This window comes from Pseudoalteromonas sp. Hal040 (assembly GCF_037162425.1).
Lineage (GTDB): Bacteria > Pseudomonadota > Gammaproteobacteria > Enterobacterales > Alteromonadaceae > Pseudoalteromonas > Pseudoalteromonas gelatinilytica.
The window spans coordinates 3,452,120-3,467,781 of record NZ_JARLUU010000001.1 but is presented as its reverse complement, the minus strand read 5'-3'; the positions used below and the strand labels follow the sequence as shown (position 1 = coordinate 3,467,781).

Here is a 15,662-nt window from a genome sequence, read left to right as displayed (position 1 = left end):
CTTAACCCTTTATGGAAAATAATTGCTGAAAGTTTAGTGTAGTTTGTTTTGCCACTTCAGTAAATTCACAGCCTTTTAAATCAGCAATTTGCTGACATACATAAGGAAGGTTCTGAGGTTCGTTGCGACGAGACTTTGGTCTTGGTCGAATATTTCTTGGTATTAAAAAGGGCGCATCGGTCTCAATTAACAAGCGATTCAAAGGGATTGCCGGCACCAAGGCTTGCAGTTGCTCACCGCGGCGTTCATCGCATACCCAGCCAGTAACACCGATATAAAGCCCCATTGCTAGGTAGCTTTGGAGCGCTTTTTCATCACCCGTAAAACAGTGCAATACACCTCGTACTTTGAAGTCACTCAAGATTGCCAACATGTCTTCACTGGCATCTCGTTCATGCAAGTACACTGGCATATTCAGCTGCTTAGCAAGCTGCAATTGGCGTCTGAAAACACTGCGCTGCACATCACGAGGAGAAAAATCACGGTTGTAATCGAGACCACATTCACCAATAGCAACTACTTCATGATTTTGGCTTAGTGCTGTTAAGTGTTCTTCAAGGTGGTCATCTGCGGTTTTTGCGTCATGAGGGTGAACCCCCGCAGTGCAAAATTGCTTAAACTGTTTGGCGAGGTTAAGAGAGGCTTGGCTAGTTTGCAGATCGCAGCCAATAAGAAGCAGCTGTGTTACATTTGCCTCAGCGGCACGTTGTAACACAGCTTCATGAATATCATCAAATTGATGATTGCTTAAGTTGACGCCAGCATCAACCAGCGAAATGCTCATTAGTTAGTGCGCTTAACGCGAATCGAACGGTTTTGGCCTTCAACTTTTAATAGGAAAGAATTGAAAACGCCACGTTCAATAACGACAACATCTTGCTCTTTTAGACGTAGGCTATCAGAACCAACTTGACGCCACTGCTGACCATTATCAAGTTCGATGATGAGCTCACCGTAAGGGGCTTTTTTCACGCTTTTTACGATAGCGCTAATTTGGTCATCATTTACTTTCGCAACTTCTTTGTGCTCTAAACCAAAGTCTTCATTTTTTGTTTTTACAATTTGTGTGCTTGCTGCTGCCGCAACAGGTGCTGCTGCAACAGGCGCTGCAGAGCTTGCTGCAGGTTGTTCAATTTGTTGTTTTGTAGCCGGTTTAGAAAGTGATTTACCCGCCATTACGTTGTCGTAACAAAGTAAACGGTTAAAATCATTTTCAACAAAAGTACAGGCTTGTAATGCTTGTAAGTTAACTTCGTTTGCTTGCGCAGTGCCAGTAATCGTTAACAGTGCAACGAATGGAATGAGTTGTTTTTTCATTTATTCCTCTGATTCCTGTTGAGGTTTGGCGGTATAAAATGCAGCCAAAATTAAGCCTAATTCAAATAATAACAGCATGGGTAATGCTAGTAATGTTTGTGACAGTACATCAGGAGGTGTTAAGAACATGGCAACCACGAATACACCTACCACGATATAAGGTCGTTTTTCTTTTAAACTTTTCGTTGTTGTTGCGCCACTCCAGCATAACAGCATGATGGCAACAGGTATTTCAAACGCAATACCAAAAGCAAAAAACAGTTTTAAAGCAAAACTTAAGTAGCTACTAATATCTGGTGCTAATGTCATCATATCAGGGCCAGTGTTGGTGAAAAACCCTAAAATAATCGGTAACACTACAAAGTAGCAAAATGCGATACCACTATAAAATAGCAAGATACTAGAGGCCAAAATAGGCATCAGCATACGCTTTTCATGTTGATACAAGCCAGGTGCAATAAAGCTCCAAACTTGATGCAGTATCATAGGAATAGCAGCAAATAACGCCACAAATAAGGTGAGTTTAAACGGCGCAAAAAAGGGTGCTGTGACATCCGTTGCGATCATGGTGGCTGTGCTAGGCAAGTTTGCAATAAGTGGAGCTGCAACAAAGCTATAAATATCGTTGGCAAAATACACCAAGCTGATAAATATTAGCAAAATGCTTAACAAAGCTTTCATGAGTCTGTTTCGTAACTCAATTAAGTGGCCAACAAAGCCTGTGTGAGCTTGCTCGGTCATAATTTACTATTCATCATCGTTGTTATTGACCACAAAAGCAGAGTTTAAATTCACTTTTTTTCGTCATTATTATTAATTTCTGCTTTTTCAGGCGTGTCTTTCTTGTAACTGTGGGTGACTGACTGAGCAGCCTTTTGAAGTTCGTTTACAGAGTCTTGCAACTCAGGCGAGAGTTCTTGCAAGTTTTGTTGCTCTGCTTTTTTTAAATTTTCATGAAGCTCATGGATACGGAGTTCTTCGTTCACTTCAGCTTTCACTGAGTTGGCGACTGACTTTAATGTTTTTACCCAGCGGCTCACTGTGCGAATTGCCACAGGCAAGCGCTCTGGGCCTAATACAATCAGACCCACGATCAGTACGACAACAAGTTCCCACATCCCCATGTTGATTAAGCCTTATGGTCGTCTTTGCTTTTCTCTACGGTTTCTTTGCTTTGCGTGTTAGAAGCTTGTTCTATTTGCTCGCTTTTAGCGCTAGTTTGGTCATCGTCAGACACGGCTTTTTTAAAGCCTTTTACCGCGCTACCTAAATCACCGCCGATGCCACGAAGTTTTTTTGTGCCAAATAACAAAACGATGATTGCCAAAATAATGATTAATTGCCAAATACTGATACCACCAAAACCCATGGGTTACTCCGTTTTTTATCAAATTTATTGAATAGACTTGTCTCGATTATACTCACCAAAACATAAATAGCACTTAGTTTATGCGCCGCGCCATGCTGCGATAAAGCCCACGACAGCAAAGCCTGCCGTAATTGCACTGGCGACTAAGTCATGCTGTAAATAACATAAGCCTGAAACAATCAAACAGCTACCCGCAAAGATGCTAAGTAACAAAGGTTTAGCTGATTGCGGCGCTGGCAATTGTACAGGTTGTTGCTGACGTTTTAAGTTTTGATAAATTAAATCAGGTAATTCAGGCATTTTTTCTGCCCAAAATGGCAAGTTCGCATACATTTTTTTCATTACTGCAAGCGGACCAACTTGTTCTTTGACCCAATCTTCTAGAAAAGGTTTAGCGGTTTTCCATAAATCAAGCTGCGGATACAGTTGTCTGCCAAGGCCTTCAACATACAACAGCGTCTTTTGCAGTAACACTAATTGCGGTTGAACTTGCATATTAAAGCGACGAGCCGTATTAAACAGGTTTACTAACACATGGCCAAACGAGATTTCGGCAAGCGGTTTATTGAAAATGGGTTCGCAAACCGTACGAATCGCAAACTCAAACTCTTCAATACTGGTATCGGCTGGCACCCAGCCAGAATCTACGTGTAGTTGCGCGACTTGGCGGTAATCACGGTTGAAGAAGGCAATAAAGTTCTCTGCTAAATAGCGTTTATCTTCACGGTTAAGGGTGCCGACAATGCCGCAATCGATGCCGATGTATTTTGGATTATGAGGGTTTTCACGAGACACGAAGATATTTCCCGGGTGCATATCTGCATGGAAAAAACTGTCACGGAAAACTTGTGTGAAAAACACTTCAACCCCGCGTTCAGCCAGCAGCTGCATATTGGTATTTTGTGCCAGCAATGCGTCGGTATCAGATACTGGAATACCGTAAATACGCTCCATTACTAATACATTACTGCGGCTATAATCACTGTAAACAAAAGGAATGTAGAGAGAATCTGAATCTTCAAAGTTACGGCGTAGCTGAATCGCATTCGCCCCTTCACGCATTAAGTCGAGCTCATCCAGCAAGGTTTTTTTGTACTCGTTTACTACCTCAATTGGGCGTAAACGTTTCGCTTCTTTTAATAACTTAGCCACTAAGCGTGCGACTTTTTGCATTAGCATTAAGTCGGCATCAATTTGCTCTTTAATGTTAGGGCGAATGACCTTAATCACCACATCTTGAGGTGTGCCATGTTCATCAATTAAGGTTGCCGTGTGAACTTGTGCAATCGATGCTGATGCCAAAGGTGTTTGCGAAAAATCACTAAACAACTCACTGATATCATTAATGCCAAGCGCTTTTTCAATAAGCTGCTGAGCAAGTTCACCTTCAAAAGGCTCAACCTGATCTTGCAATAAGGCAAGCTCTAATGCGACATCATGCGGCAGTAAATCACGGCGTGTCGATAGCATTTGGCCAAACTTGATCCACACCGGGCCAAGCTCTTGCAAAGCAAGTCGCAAGCGCATACCAGCAGGTTTATCTTTATGTTGATTACGTAACCAAAATAAGCTGCCACGGGCAAGCTTTGCAAACCAAGGCACTCGCTTACGTGGAATTAATTCGTCTAAGCCATAGCTCAGGAGTGTTTTAGTGATGTAATAAAGGCGAGCAGACGACACACAAGTTCCTTAGCGCATTAGCGAGACTGTAACAGCGCGTTAATTCGCATCTCTAACTGAGATACTTGGCTTTTTAATTGGCGATTTTGCTGTTTAAATTCAGCAAGTTCTAGTGGGTGAATGGTCACTGATAGCTCATCTTGGCAAAGTGTTGTTAGGGTATTTTCTAACTTACTTTTTGTTTGTGAACCACGACGTTTTAGGGCTTGGAAAGAAAGCCATAACTGCTGGGCTGGCGCATCGCCAATGTAACGCGATAAATGCTCTGGCCAATCAATATTAAGCTTTGCAAACGCATTGCTAAAACCTTGCGCAAGATTTAAATCGCCTTGTAGGTCAAGCTTATCTTGACGGATTAGTTGCGTCAGCATTGATGGATCTTTAAGGGCCAACAAGGTGTTGATATCGGCGCTGATCATGCAGTCAAAACTGCGCTCTTGCGTGCTGTATAAGTGAATTTGCTCGTCGCTGTAAACGCACAAAATGGATTGTTGCCAATCACGAATTTCAATCAGCAGCTGTTTATCAGCAATTGCTGCAAGCTTGCCCTTTAACTGGGGGTCTAGCGGCAGCAATTGATTAATGATTCGTTCGACGAGTGATAACAGAGCGTTTGCTAACATCGCGTTACCTACTTACTTTACAGAATTTCTAGTATTTAAAACCACGGTGAAGGGCAACAATACCGCCAGTTAGATTTTGATAGCTCGTTTGTTCAAAACCGGCATCTTCCATCATACCTTTCAATGTTTCTTGATCTGGGTGCATACGGATTGATTCAGCAAGGTATTGGTAAGACTCGCTGTCATTTGCCACTAACTGACCCATCTTAGGTAAGATATTGAATGAATAGAAGTCGTAGGCTTTGCTTAGCGCTTCGTGTTCTGGTTTCGAGAACTCAAGCACAAGTAAGCGGCCGCCCGGCTTAAGAATACGATACATTGAGCGAAGTGCTTTATCTTTATCGGTCACGTTACGAAGACCAAAGGCAATCGTAATTAAATCAAAGCTGTTGTCAGGAAATGGCAATGCTTCAGCATTCATTTGTACATATTCAATATTGCCAACACGACCAAGATTACGCAGTTTCTCGCGGCCAACTTTCAGCATTGAAGAGTTGATATCGCCTAAGATAACTTGACCCGTTTCACCAACTAACTGACTAAATTTAGCGGTCAAATCGCCTGTACCGCCAGCAAGGTCTAATACATAGTGACCTTTACGAACACCAGAACTTGCAATAGTTTGGCGTTTCCATAAACGATGAATACCGAACGACATAAGATCATTCATTACGTCATACTTTGCAGCGACTGAGTGGAATACATCTGCAACCATTGATGCTTTGTCGTTTTCAGCAACGGTTTTATAGCCAAAATGCGTGGTCTTTTCTTGATTCTCGTTCATGATTAATCTCTATCGTGGCAATAAAGACTAGTGTACTTGATTGTAGCTGTGGGGTGCAATTTGATTATAACTAAATCATCAGATTAGCGTGGCTTTTCATGACTTAGCGCAGTTTTAAACTTTATTGGCCGGCAATAAAACTACTTTGTCCTAGTGACTTTGCTTTTGCTGCTGCTAAAGAGGCTTTACGGGCTAAACTGTTAAAGTTGCCATCACCTTCATGTTTCGCGATCCCTAGAGCTAGCGTAATCGCGGGGAGTTTGGTGCCATTTTTAGAGCTGACAAAACGTAGCTTTTCGACGCCATTTCGTACTTTTTCGGCAATTAAGTTCGCCGTTTCAGGCTCTATATCAGCAAGTAAAATGGTAAATTCATCTTTACTTGTACGCCCAGGTAAACCGCTTTCAAGCACGTACTTTTGCACTTGCTTCGCGACTTTATTTAAAATCACCTCACCAATCACATCGCCATAGTTTTCAATAAAATGGTTTAAGTTCTCAATATGAATAGAAATCGCACAAACCGCTTTATTTTGACCAACCCAGAGCTGGGTTTGTTGATTTAAGTAATGGCGCTTATATAAGCCAGTTTGCTGGTCGGTGATATGTTGCTTGCGTAATTGGGTGAGTTGTTTTTGGGTTTTTTCTTGAAGTGCTTTTGCCTTTGCTATTTCTTGCTTAAATTGACGATGTTGATTGAGCAGCACTTCAGACTGCTTACTGAGCATTTTTAATGCGTGGCGCGTTTGCTCAATGTTGTTTTCATCAATTGAATGCACACAATCGGTAATTTGATCGGCAAAGCGCACAATGTTTTGTTCGTTATTGTTGGCATTACGCGAAAGGGTGTTTATAACAGAGTCAACATTGCGAACAATCGCCGTTTTCATTTTATGGCCTTGTTCCATAAAATCGAAGTACAACTGTTCTACATATACACAATCGATGGTTTTTCTTTGTGCGACTGCACGGTCAATAGCGGCGTTAAGTTTTGGATTAGATTGGCTGACGTAGGTGTAAACAACCTGATAGTTTAGTGGTGACGGCGGTAATGCGTGATGTTCTAAAAAGATACATACCTTTGTCATTTTTTCTTGAGCAATAGCCATGGAATCATGGAACATCATTTTTCAATACCACTAAATACGCATATCAACCAATTAATAATCTCTTCCGTAAGGTGTATTTGCTTCCAAGCATAAATACTGAGTCTACAGTAATCTGTAATCAGCCTATTTAAAAGCAAAATTGCTAACTTTGGAACTTAAATTTGTTTCGTTTGTGTCTATTAGCTGATTTTCTCAACAACTTTAACAAGTGTAATTAAAAATTGTTTAAAGCTTGCTCACTGTTGTTTACACAGCGCTGCTAATTTAAGCGCATTTAACCTGAGCTTGGTCGCATTTGCTTGGGTTTTAGCCAGTGCTGCGCTACTTTAGCGATACTGATTAAAACTAAAAAGAATGCTATGAAACAAACACTGTCGCGAACTTTAAACCGCTCTGTTATTGCGGTTGCTTTAGCGTGTACTTTAAGCGCTTGTCAGGTAACAAATATTGATGCTGATCAGCAATTTACTCAAGTAGCCGAAAATATTGTTAATTATCGCCAAAGCATCAGCCCATATGGCAAAGAAAATGGCGTAGATGGGTATTTATTAGAAAATCTATCGGCTGAATTTTTAGAGCAAAAATACAAGAAGAATACTGAATTACTTGCTGAGTTAGATGCTATCGACCGTGATAAGTTATCTGAAGAAAACCGCATTAACCTGACTATTTTGCGTGGCCAAGTGCAAAATAGTGTCGATGAATATGTCTTCAATACGCACTATATGCCACTGACATCTGAGTATGGGTTTCATTCTAGCTTGTCGTTTATGGTTTCTAGCTCTGATTACACAAAACCGCAAGACTACCAGCTATACCTTGCTAAATTGCAGCAAATTCCCCGCTATTTCTCGCAAAATATTGGCTGGATGCGCAAAGGACTTGAAGTGGGTCTAACCCAACCAAAAGCTGTTTTAGAAGGCTATCAAGACTCTATTACGGCTTATATTGTTGATGATGCTACCCAGTCTGAATTTTACAAACCATTTTTAAATAACACGGCAGGTGTGAGTGATAGCGAATTTGCTGCATTACAAAAGCAAGCACAAACCATTATTAAAGAACAGGTTATTCCGGCTTATCAAGGTTACTTAACTTTCTTTAACAATGAGTATCAACCGGGGGCACGTACAGATATTGGTATTTCGAGTACGCCAAATGGCAAAGCGTTTTACGAAAATCGCGCTAAGTACTACACCACCACAGATATGACGCCAAAAGAAATTCATGAGCTGGGTTTACAAGAAGTCGCGCGTATTCGTGCAGAAATGGAAAAAATTATTGAGAAAGTAGGTTTTGAAGGCTCGTTTGCTGATTTTGTCCACTTTTTACGTACTGATCCGCAATTTTACGCAAAAACACCGAAAGATTTGCTAAAAGAAGCGTCTTACATCGCCAAAAAAATGGATGCGCAGTTACCTAAATTATTCCATACCTTACCAAGAATGCCGTACGGTGTTGCGCCAGTGCCTGAGAGTATTGCCCCTAAATATACAACGGGTCGTTACTCAGGCTCTCGTCGTGATGATCAAGCGGGTTATTACTGGGTTAATACCTATGCGCTAGATAAGCGCCCGTTGTATGTTCTTGAAGCATTAACCCTACACGAAGCTGTACCTGGTCATCATTTACAAATTTCACTTAATGCTGAACTTGAGTCATTACCAAGCTATCGCCGCAATGCATATTTGTCGGCATTTGGCGAAGGTTGGGGCTTATATTCTGAATTTTTAGGTATCGAAGCGGGCTTTTACCAAGACCCATACAGTGACTTTGGTCGATTAACTTATGAAATGTGGCGTGCTGCGCGTTTAGTGGTTGATACAGGTATGCATATGTATGGCTGGAGTCGCGAACGCGCAATGAAATTTATGAGCGAAAACACCGCGCTTTCATTACATAACGTGAAAACCGAAACCGACCGTTATATTTCATGGCCTGCACAAGCGTTGTCATACAAAATTGGTGAGCTAACGATTAAACGTTTACGCCATGAAGCAGAGCAAGCGCTTGGCCAAGACTTTGATATTCGCGAATTCCACCATCAAATATTGCGTCATGGCTCAGTGCCAATGTCGGTGCTTGAAGAGCAAATTCAACTTTATATTAAAGCTGAGCTAGCAAAACGAGCAGCATAGCAGATGAGAAAGGCGTGATTTACATCACGCCTTTTTTGTTTATTGCACGTAATATAAACACCTTATATGCTTTGAAGGATGTCATTTCACAAAGGGGCCTTGGATGAGTGATTTTATAATTTTTAGTATCGATGTTTTTGCCAGCTTATTTATTTTTGCACTCGGCATAGGTTTGCTGGTGATTGTGTGCTTTTACATTAGTGATGTGACGCAGTCTAAACAGGCGATTCGCCGTAATTACCCAGTGATTGGCCGCTTTCGTTATTTCTTTGAGCGTCAAGGTGAATTCTTTCGTCAATACTTCTTTGCAATGGATAGAGAAGAATTGCCATTTAACCGTGCTGATCGAAGCTGGGTTTATCGTGCTGCGAAAAATGTTGACCGTACTACGGCTTTTGGCTCAACACAAAGTCTAGAAGCAACGGGCACTGTGATGTTTATGAACTGTGCGTTTCCAACCTTAGATGAAGATGCACTTGACCCTAGTGAAGTCACGTTAGGGCCTTATTGCCAAACTCCTTATACAACAAACTCGTTATTTAATATTTCTGGTATGAGCTTTGGTGCCTTATCTAAGCCTGCTGTTCGCGCGTTATCGCGAGGTGCAAAGTTAGCAGGCTGTTGGATGAATACAGGCGAAGGAGGGCTCAGTCCTTATCACCTTGAAGGTGGTGCAGATATTGTGTTTCAGATTGGCACGGCAAAATATGGTGTACGAGATGAGCACGGCAAATTAAGCACCGAAAAACTCAAAGCAATTGCTGAGCACGAACAAGTTAAAATGTTCGAAATTAAAATGAGTCAAGGTGCCAAACCCGGTAAAGGGGGGATGTTACCAGGGCGCAAAGTGACTGCTGAAATTGCAAAAATCCGGGGCATTCCTGAAGGGCATGATTCAATTAGTCCAAATGGTCATCCAGAGATTAAATGCCCAGCAGATTTACTCGATATGATTGAAACGGTACGCAGTACCACAGGTAAACCAACCGGTTTTAAAGCGGTGATTGGTGAATACACTTGGCTCGAAACCTTGTTCAGTGAAATTAATAACCGAGGCATTGAATCAGCGCCTGATTTCATCACTATTGATAGTGCCGACGGCGGTACGGGCGCAGCTCCTCAACCCTTGATGGATTCAGTTGGTTTACCGCTACGAGAGAGCCTGCCTTTGGTTGTCGATTTGCTAAAGAAACATGGTCTCAGAGAGCGAGTGAAAGTGATTGCATCGGGTAAGCTAATCGTACCGTCAAAAGTGGCTTGGGCATTAGCGCTTGGGGCTGATTTTATTGTTTCGGCGCGCGGTCATATGTTTTCGCTAGGTTGTATTCAGGCTCTGCAGTGTAATAAAGATACCTGTCCGACCGGTATTACGACTCACAATGAACGCTTACAACGAGGCTTAGATGTGACCGATAAGGCACAGCGTGTCGCTAATTATAATAAGTTTATTCACTATGGTGCAGGGCTAATTGCTCACTCGTGTGGTGTATCAAGTGCCCGTGAGTTAGCTCGCCAGCATGTGCGTGTAGTACAAGAGAATGGTTTATCAGAGCCGCTCGATAAAATGTATGAGCACTACAATAAATAATCTAGTTGAGTTGAATAATTAAAAGGCGCATTGAGCGCCTTTTTACTTTTTGCTAGTTAATTTAATAAACTGATTAATAAAGAAAAGAACTCGTCTTTATTGTTACAGCTTGTGGCATTGAGCATCAGTTGCTCGCCAAGTACGAGAGTTTGTTGTTGTACTGCTAAACGCGCTTGTTCATCTTCAATTCCATCGATATCAGCAACATGGGCTAAACCAATAGTACGGCGAATAAGTTCAGCGCCACAGTAACCAATTGCATCACGCAATACGTGTTGTAAGTAATCTTCAATAAAGGCGCGGTTTGCAAAGCTAATATCAGTTGCTTCGCTGCTTGCTAGGTTTAACCAATGTTGTTCAAATTGGCTGTAACAGTCTTGTAAGCAGGTTAATAAATGAGTTTGATACTGACGGCGCTTTGCTTGTTCGGCAATACGTCCATTTTGGGCACAGTAATTTAGTAACAAATTACCCATAAATGAGCCGATATCGAAACCAACAGGGCCAAAAAAGCCGAACTCTGGGTCGATCATTTTAGTGGTTTTGCTATCAACAAAAATGCTGCCACTATGCATATCGCCATGCAATAAAGTTTGCGGGCATGATAAGAATTTCGCTTTTAATTTAGCTGCGGCTAGTTTTAAAGCATCATTATTACGAATACTTTCGACGTGCTCAGTAAGCTCAGCTGGGAAATTATTGCGCTCATGCTCAATATACGGATCAGTAAAGAATAAGTCTTCCGTGATCTTACATAAATCAGGGTTAATAAATTGACTGACTTTGGCTTTTTTATCTTCAGCAGATAAGTAAAAGTCTGAGTTATAAAAGCCTGTACGGCTTAAATAGAGCGCAACATGGCTGGCCAATAATGGAAATTGCTCGGCCTTGATTTGTGCGCCACGTAAAATTTGTAACTCACCTAAATCTTCTAACACGGTTAACGCCAACCCGACATTGTGATGCAGTATTGCCACAGTATGTTCAGGGCATAACTGACCATGATTAATCAATACTTCGGCTTCAATACGTGCGCGGTCTAACGATAACGGCCATGACTCACCTACACAACGGGCGTAAGGAAGTGCCTGCTTTAAAATTACACTGTTGTTGTGCTGATCAGCAACACGAAAAACTAAGTTTAAGTTTCCATCACCAAATTCGTATGCAGTCAGTGTTGCATCAGCAGCGAATACTGAGCTTAACTCATTTTCGATAAGTTTTTTAATGTAATCAACAGCATGCTCTGCAGTGAAGGCAGTATAGTTAGCCATAGCTTTATCTCGTAATACAATTAACTTTAAGCATTCTATACCTGCAACCGTTTAGATGTCCATACATCTAGCTTGTTAGTTGTCAAAACTGATGTAAAATAACTATTCGCTTAAATTAGTTTTTCATTAGTAATTCGGATTCAGTATGCAAGATCTCATCGCCAGCAGTATTAAATATCAGCAAGGTACGTTAACCGTGCTTGACCAGTATTTGTTGCCACATCAACAGCATTGGCATGTGTGCAATGATGTTGAAACGATGAAAGACCTGATCTTGACCTTGAAAATTAGAGGCGCACCTTTAATTGGCTTAGGAGCGAGTTTATTGGTTGCGCATTTAGCAGAGCAGGGCATGAGTCAGTCAGCACTTTCGGTTGCTATAGATGAGCTAGAAGCAACCCGCCCAACCGCCGTTAACCTAATGCACTGTATGGCCAAGTTACGTACAGCACTGACAGAGACTGATTATGTTGCTGCTGTTGTCGCGACTGCTGAACAGTTATTTAAAGAAGATATTGCCCTTTGCGATAGCATGGCAGAACGTGGTGCTGCCTTGGTTGATAAAGGCGATAACATTTTAACGCACTGTAATACAGGTGCGTTGGCAACGGCTGGTGTAGGCACTGCATTAGGTGTGATTTATAAAGCGCAGCAACGCCATGGTGATATTCATGTTTGGGTTGATGAGACACGACCGTTACTACAAGGCGGCCGCTTAACAGCTTTTGAACTTGAGCGTTGGCAAATCCCTTATACTTTGATTTGCGATAACATGGCAGCCAGTTTAATGGCTGCGGGCAAAGTAGATAAAATATTTGTAGGTGCAGACCGTATTGCTGCAAACGGTGACTTTGCAAATAAAGTCGGCACTTATAACCTCGCTGTGTTAGCGCATTTCCATAACATTCCATTTTATGTCGTTGCGCCACTTACGACGCTTGATACACAAACGGTGTGTGGTGCCGATATCGAAATTGAGCAACGCAGCCCCAACGAAGTACGCGGTGTTAGTGGTAGTTTTGGTGAAGCGATGTGGGCACCGACTAACGCAAAGGTTTATAACCCGGCATTTGATGTTACACCGGCGAGCCTAGTCACAGGCTGGGTGCTCGATAGCGGCGTTTATAACCAATCCGATATCGAGCAAGGTGTTCTAAAGCAGCTAAAGTAGAAAATTACTCAGCACTTTTTTTAGTGTAAAGCTCAATGTTGTTTTGAGTATTTGCAGTTAAGAATGAAATAGCGAGCTTGTCATTATTGGCATTGAGATGGCTAATAAAGTGCAAATGCTGTAGTTGAACTGCAAGTTCAACATCCTGCATTTTTGCTAAGTTGATACTATACACTTCTGATTCAGTGGCGATGTACAAGCTGTGATGATTACTTGCCATCGAGATAATCGAAGGCTTTAGCTCGATAAGTTTGTCTGGGGTCACCAGTTCACTATAGGTATTATTGTCACTGTCTAACAGCAGGTATTTTGCGTACTTAGAATGCACGATTAGCTGATCATCGTCATACCAAGCAATTTCTAAGGGGGTGTCGATGGTGCTTTTAACAACGTGATCGCTATTGGTGTGCAAAATCATTATTTGGTTTTGCTGGCTGCTAAGCTCTGTATAAATCACTGCAATTTTATTGCCTCTGATTGCTGCCAGTTTGCTGTTTCCTGGTAGCGTCCAGTGTTTAATTTCTGAAAAATCATTGGCACTTAATAAGCTTAGTTGCTGAGTGGTTTTATTAAAACTTACGAGCTGACTGCTGTCGCTATTTGCAGTAATAACGGTCGTATCTTCGCCAAGCTTGTCGGTTATATCTATATATTGGTTATCTTTTCTCAGCCAGTGTTGACGCTTATAGTATTCAAAATCAGCGAAGTAGACATTATTATTCGGTAGTGCGACAACGTCATCCTCATGCTTATTTGCCGTAGCAATATAGCTCATTTGTTTTGATTTTAAGTCAAATATGACTCCATCACTGTCGTGTAAATCAGTGCTGATCAAAACACTATGTTTATTAAGGGGGTAAGCGTAATTAGCTCGCTTTACTGGTGCTTTAACAGGTTGTCCTCGGCTCATGGTATCAAACGAAAATGATTCTATCGTCAATTTACCGCGGTTATACCAAACCAGCGAGTTAGTTTGCCCATCATAAGTCGCAGCCCAAGAGCGGTAGTTGTTCGTCGTTAAGAGTTTAAGTGAGCTGCCGTCTAAATTTGCCATGTAAATCTCTGCTTGACCCACATTATGGCGCTCGAAAATAATCCGACTAGGGTTTTTGATGGTGGTTAAAATGTAGTCGCCAGTCCCTGTGATATTTGGTGAAGTAATGCGAATTTCTTCACCTGTTTTTAAATCTTGAGCATAAAGGGCGTTTAAGTGAGTTAAACCACGGTAGTTATTTCGTCTTGTAATTGCCACATTGCCGACCTCCATGTACTGGGTTGGAGATAAGCTACGTATAAATTGATTGGTTCTAGGCTTAATTAAAGCTTCATTCGATAACAGGTTGCTTGCTTGCCAAGCAATACAATCGTTGTAATCACTTCCTTCACATGAACCATAGAATAGACGCTCGCCATCGTCAGACCAGCCTTGTAAAAAGAGATCCCCTGATGCAATTTGGTACTCTTTTTTAGTTGTTAAGTCGACAACATAAAGGTACTTATCGTCAATATCATTTTGCAGTATGTAGGCTAATTTTGTTTTGTCTTGATTGAGCATTAAGCGGTAGTGTGTGCCTTTATGCCAGGAAATCGTTTCTACTTGTAGGTCTAAAAGTGGTGCTTCGCTTTGCTCTTCAGTAGTGGCTTTAGGCTGTTGTAAGAACAACCAAATAGCAGCAAACAATAAACTCAATACTAAGGCTGCAAAAGGCCACGGCCAGCGAGAAGTATGATCTTTTTTTGGACTAATGTTGGCTGTATTAACTTGAGTCTCAGCGTCTTTATCTGCTGTTATTACATTTTCTGTTTTTAGCGGCTCTGTACTCACAGCGTGATCAAGAGACCTAACTTCAATAAATAAACTGTAGCCTTTGCGGTAATGGGTTTTAATGGTTTGCCCAGGCTGCTTTTCTGACTTGAGTACTTTTCTTAATTCTGAGATGGCGCGGTTGATGGCATTGTCATCAACAAAGCTTTGTTGCCAAATGTTTTCAACCAATTCTTGGCGAGTGATAATGCGATCATTATGGGTAATGAAAAAGCACAAGAGTTTATAAAGTAAAGGTTCTAGTTCGCGCGTATGAGTGCCATCGCTGATGGTTTGCTGCTGAGTGTTAAATTGCCACTCACCCACATAAATAACGGTATCGCGTAAGGGTGAAAATGCCGACCCCATGTTTAGTCCTTTAACTAAAATGTAATAATCTTGATGGGGAAGATAATAGCAGCTTTTGTTCTTGATTTGGGTTTTTTTGTTTTATATTTGTAAATTAAAGGCTGTTTTTTGCAACATATAGCCAAGCTTGGCTGTTACACTGAAATGTTTCTGCAATTCTTTGATAATCATCCACTTCGTAAGCGTCTGCCTGAGCAAGCTCCTGTTCGGTGATTAAGTAAATTGTGCCATTAACCGTATCACTTTGTTTGCCCGTTTTGATTAACGCTGGGTGAAAACGCTGGCCGCTACTTTTAAGAACTGCTTCGTCGGTGATCTCTACTTCACCAATAACATACCCGGTTAATGTAGCTGGTTGACCTTCGAGCAAGCGCCCGAAGGTATCTAGCTGAACCTGCGGATACTGTAAAGTACCGTAAGAAAATAGCTTTTCCATG

At 41.6% G+C, this 15,662-nt stretch carries 15 protein-coding genes; 3 read left to right on the top strand and 12 right to left on the bottom strand.

Annotated elements, in window-relative coordinates; translation table 11 throughout:
* Position 1: 1 nt before the first annotated feature.
* The 9 genes from P4S60_RS16220 to P4S60_RS16180 form a co-directional block, all read right to left on the bottom strand.
* Entirely contained in the window at positions 2-784 is a 783-nt protein-coding gene (locus tag P4S60_RS16220) for a TatD family hydrolase (RefSeq protein WP_337116613.1), read from the bottom strand.
* A complete protein-coding gene (locus P4S60_RS16215; RefSeq protein ID WP_337116612.1) occupies positions 784-1,317 on the bottom strand; it encodes a hypothetical protein in 534 nt (177 codons plus the stop codon). The genes P4S60_RS16220 and P4S60_RS16215 overlap by 1 nt, the downstream gene beginning before the upstream one ends.
* A complete protein-coding gene (gene tatC, locus P4S60_RS16210) occupies positions 1,318-2,058 on the bottom strand; it encodes a twin-arginine translocase subunit TatC (protein WP_063700986.1) in 741 nt (246 codons plus the stop codon).
* A 50-nt stretch (positions 2,059-2,108) separates the two neighbouring features.
* Entirely contained in the window at positions 2,109-2,441 is a 333-nt protein-coding gene (gene tatB / locus P4S60_RS16205; protein WP_105173902.1) for a Sec-independent protein translocase protein TatB, read from the bottom strand.
* A gap of 5 nt (positions 2,442-2,446) precedes the next feature.
* Positions 2,447-2,686 carry a Sec-independent protein translocase subunit TatA gene (gene tatA / locus P4S60_RS16200; RefSeq protein ID WP_063700991.1) on the bottom strand — a complete coding sequence of 80 codons (240 nt, stop codon included), beginning with the start codon at positions 2,684-2,686 and terminating at the stop codon, positions 2,447-2,449.
* Positions 2,687-2,764: 78 nt separating this feature from the next.
* Positions 2,765-4,366, bottom strand: coding sequence for a ubiquinone biosynthesis regulatory protein kinase UbiB (gene ubiB, locus P4S60_RS16195; protein ID WP_337116611.1), 1,602 nt, complete (start codon positions 4,364-4,366; stop codon positions 2,765-2,767).
* Between the two features lie 17 nt (positions 4,367-4,383).
* Entirely contained in the window at positions 4,384-4,989 is a 606-nt protein-coding gene (locus P4S60_RS16190; RefSeq protein WP_337116610.1) for a ubiquinone biosynthesis accessory factor UbiJ, read from the bottom strand.
* Between the two features lie 28 nt (positions 4,990-5,017).
* Positions 5,018-5,773 carry a bifunctional demethylmenaquinone methyltransferase/2-methoxy-6-polyprenyl-1,4-benzoquinol methylase UbiE gene (gene ubiE, locus P4S60_RS16185; protein WP_063700994.1) on the bottom strand — a complete coding sequence of 252 codons (756 nt, stop codon included), beginning with the start codon at positions 5,771-5,773 and terminating at the stop codon, positions 5,018-5,020.
* 121 nt (positions 5,774-5,894) lie between these two features.
* Entirely contained in the window at positions 5,895-6,881 is a 987-nt protein-coding gene (locus P4S60_RS16180) for a GGDEF domain-containing protein (protein WP_337116874.1), read from the bottom strand.
* 359 nt (positions 6,882-7,240) lie between these two features.
* On the opposite strand from P4S60_RS16180, the gene P4S60_RS16175 reads away from it, so the two are divergent.
* Positions 7,241-9,019, top strand: a complete 1,779-nt coding sequence (locus tag P4S60_RS16175) for a DUF885 domain-containing protein (RefSeq protein WP_337116609.1) — start codon at positions 7,241-7,243, stop codon at positions 9,017-9,019.
* 103 nt (positions 9,020-9,122) lie between these two features.
* Entirely contained in the window at positions 9,123-10,607 is a 1,485-nt protein-coding gene (locus P4S60_RS16170; protein WP_119853714.1) for an FMN-binding glutamate synthase family protein, read from the top strand.
* Between the two features lie 56 nt (positions 10,608-10,663).
* On the opposite strand, the gene mtnK is transcribed toward P4S60_RS16170, so the two are convergent.
* On the bottom strand, positions 10,664-11,881 hold the full coding sequence (mtnK, locus tag P4S60_RS16165; RefSeq protein WP_337116608.1) for an S-methyl-5-thioribose kinase: 1,218 nt from the start codon (positions 11,879-11,881) through the stop codon (positions 10,664-10,666).
* A gap of 145 nt (positions 11,882-12,026) precedes the next feature.
* Here mtnK and mtnA point away from each other — a divergent pair, with 145 nt between their 5' ends.
* Complete coding sequence (mtnA, locus tag P4S60_RS16160) at positions 12,027-13,052, top strand: S-methyl-5-thioribose-1-phosphate isomerase (RefSeq protein ID WP_337116607.1); 1,026 nt, start codon at positions 12,027-12,029, stop codon at positions 13,050-13,052.
* A 4-nt stretch (positions 13,053-13,056) separates the two neighbouring features.
* Here mtnA and P4S60_RS16155 read toward each other — a convergent pair whose 3' ends face one another.
* Positions 13,057-15,225 (bottom strand): winged helix-turn-helix domain-containing protein, encoded by a 2,169-nt coding sequence (locus P4S60_RS16155; RefSeq protein WP_337116606.1) that lies wholly within the window; start codon positions 15,223-15,225, stop codon positions 13,057-13,059.
* A gap of 94 nt (positions 15,226-15,319) precedes the next feature.
* Positions 15,320-15,661 (bottom strand): gamma-glutamylcyclotransferase family protein, encoded by a 342-nt coding sequence (locus P4S60_RS16150; protein ID WP_119853717.1) that lies wholly within the window; start codon positions 15,659-15,661, stop codon positions 15,320-15,322.
* Position 15,662: the final 1 nt, after the last annotated feature.